Origin of the sequence: Clostridium sp. (assembly GCF_016650095.1) — a bacterium.
Taxonomy (GTDB): Bacteria; Bacillota; Clostridia; order Clostridiales; family Clostridiaceae; genus Clostridium_AD.
In genome coordinates this window covers 1-2,810 of the sequence record NZ_JAENWL010000416.1, presented here as the reverse complement: position 1 = coordinate 2,810, position 2,810 = coordinate 1, and the positions used below count along the sequence as shown (strand labels likewise).

Sequence of the window (2,810 nt, the reverse complement as noted above, 5' to 3'; positions counted from 1 at the left end):
TCTAGGTGTACCAGTTGAAATAATATCACCTGGTAGCATTTTCATAACTTTTGAGTGAAATGAAACCAAATAATCTGGTGGGAAAGTCATATTGCTAACAGTATTTTGTGCTATTACTTTTCCATTTAATACAGTAGCTACTTTTAGTTTTAAAACGTCATCAACCTCATCAGGAGTAACCAATTGTGGTCCAAAGCTAAAGAACGTTTCAAAACTTTTACAACGTGTCAAATATCGAGGATTTTTTCTTAAAATATCTTCTGCTGTCATATCAATTATTGTTGTAAAACCTGCAATCACACTAGCCCAATCTTCTGTCTCAACGTTTTCACATTCCTTACCAAAAATTATTCCGAGTTCCCCTTCTCCTGTAGTCTTTTCAGATTGAATTGGTATTTTTATTGTATCTCCATGTCCAATAATAGTTGTATCAGGTTTGAAAAAGCTTGCAGGCTCTGTACTCGGAGCTTTCTCCGCTAAATCAGATGCATGCTGTGCATAATTAAGTCCTATACCGAAAATTTTTCTTGGATGACGATATAATGGAGCAAATTTAGCTTCTTCAAAAGAAATAACCTCGCCCGTAAGCCCTTCTAATTCTTCTTTACCTCCATCGCGATACCAGTTGTTTATCTCTTCAAGTTGGCCAGATTTAATAATTTCGAGCGTATCAGTATTCCATCTCTTATTATATTTTTCATTCACTAAGCCTAAAGGTACAACTCCTTTTGAAGTTATAATACCTGCTACTTCCAAGCCATATAATTTTATTGTCGATAATCTCATAATTAAATCTCTCCTTTACATTTAGGAATTTTTTAACATATAAATGTATTATAGCATATACTAACAAATTGCTATAAAATTTTTACAATATTAATATACCTCTCTGATTATAAACACTGCTCTTCTTTTCATTCCTATACTAAATTTAAAATACTTCCAAATTCATATTTTCATCAAATTTTATTTCCTTTGGACTTCCAAGTATTTCAACATTTTTATATTTCTTCACTTCTTCCATTGCGTATTCAGAAATATATATTTCGTCTAAATGTTTTGTATTCTCTATAATAACCAATTTTATTTTTTTAGCGTCCCTAATTCCACATGCCTTTACCGCTACTTGCAAGACCAATTTGTCGTTATCCATTACCATAGGCAGCTTTACACTGTTTGGTTCCGTGGATGTTATTACATTGAGATAGGTAGCAGGGAAGTTTATTTTGTCATAAAGCTTTTTTGTAGTATAATCAGCTAGTCCCATCCCATTGGCATTGCCATCAGATTTATCGGTAAGATCTAAAACACCAAGTTTTTTTACATCAGGTCCTCCACTGGCTGCCTTTGTGTGATACCTTCCGATTATATTCGTGTCCATACCCGTACCGCTTATATTTTTACCTAATTCTTTTACGATAAGTACATCTATTTTTTCTAAATATATTTTGGACATGAGTTCTTTAGATCTTTCCAGTAATTGAGGCTCTATCTCCATTATTTCTTCTTTTCTAACAATATGTATTTCTGCAGTTTCATCATACCCATTTTCTATAGTGGCAACTCCAAATAGTATATTCAATTTATCTAATGAAACTTTTGCCATACTTACAATATTTTCAGCCATATTTTCAAATCTTAAGGAATGGGTTATATCTGCCCCTTTTCTTTTTCCTAAGCCAATTGCAATCATTTTCACAAGACCACTCTCATATTTTCCTCTAAAGGAGGTATGCAATTTTACTCTATTTAGTAATATAATCCCATCGGCTTCATAAGCATACTTATCCACATATACAGGGAGTCCTTTATCTGAAATACCCACTTCCACTGTTTCAGCAGAAGAGATCACGGGAGCCCCTATCAGTTCTTCTGTGATTCCTAGATTTGCAAGGATTTTTCTCTGACCTTCCCCCGTTCCGCCACCATGACTTCCCATAGCTGGCACAATAAAAGGTTCTCCCCCATACTCTTTTACAATTGAAACAATCACCCTTATTATAGTCTGGTAATTTGATATGCCACGACTTCCGCCCGTTATGGCTATTTTAGATCCTTTTCGAATTTTTTCAAGCACTTTTTGCTCTAGTATTTTTTCTATTATTTCCTTTTCAATATCATAAAGCTTAGGTCTTGTGAATGTTTGTTTTACCTTTACTATTTTAGGTAATTCTATTTGATTTAATATTTGATTTAATATTTCATTCATTCTATCACCTTTCCTTATTTTCACACAACCACCGTGGCTATAGCATCATTTTATTAATTTCTCTACATTTTTTGTGGCTATAACATCACTTTCTAAACCCAGTACATTACTGATGATTACCTGCCCTATTGATACAGGCGCCTGGATTTTCACTTTCTTTATTTCATCCATAACCACAAATATTTTGTCTTTACATATTGCCCGAGTAAGTCTCACACTGACGAGTGGCATATTCCCTCCATCAACCTTTACTGATGTGGCTATATTCCTTTGTGGATTAGTTAATTCTTGTGCTACATATTCTTTTCCACGTACGCATTGTGCACCTTCAATAGATATAATTTCATTACCATTCAATTGAGCTTCTATGTCACATCCATTTGGACATAAAATACATGTAAATTGTCTAATCATTTTTAACAACCACCTTTAAGTTATCTAATGATATCAGGTCTTCTCTTTTAACTTCTATTTGTATCATTTCTGCTGGAATTGCTTTTCTCATTTTTATTGTTTTCACTATATGATCATTTTGTAAAATCTCTACTCTACAATTTTTAAATGGTTTTTTTACTCTCATTGATAGTTTGAAATCCTTTTG

Annotated in this window: 3 protein-coding genes and 1 pseudogene; all 4 read right to left on the bottom strand. The window is 33.1% G+C overall.

The features are described from left to right. Positions 1-786, bottom strand: a 786-nt coding sequence (locus JJE11_RS17280; protein ID WP_291637867.1) for a fumarylacetoacetate hydrolase family protein, incomplete at its 3' end; no start/stop codon positions are given. Between the two features lie 145 nt (positions 787-931). Continuing rightward, entirely contained in the window at positions 932-2,233 is a 1,302-nt protein-coding gene (locus JJE11_RS17275; RefSeq protein ID WP_291637865.1) for a lactate racemase domain-containing protein, read from the bottom strand. Positions 2,234-2,254: 21 nt separating this feature from the next. Continuing rightward, positions 2,255-2,623 (bottom strand): DUF1667 domain-containing protein, encoded by a 369-nt coding sequence (locus JJE11_RS17270; RefSeq protein ID WP_291637863.1) that lies wholly within the window; start codon positions 2,621-2,623, stop codon positions 2,255-2,257. Then, positions 2,616-2,810 (bottom strand): annotated as a pseudogene (locus JJE11_RS17265) (pyridine nucleotide-disulfide oxidoreductase); the annotation flags it as partial. The gene JJE11_RS17270 and the pseudogene JJE11_RS17265, both read right to left, overlap by 8 nt.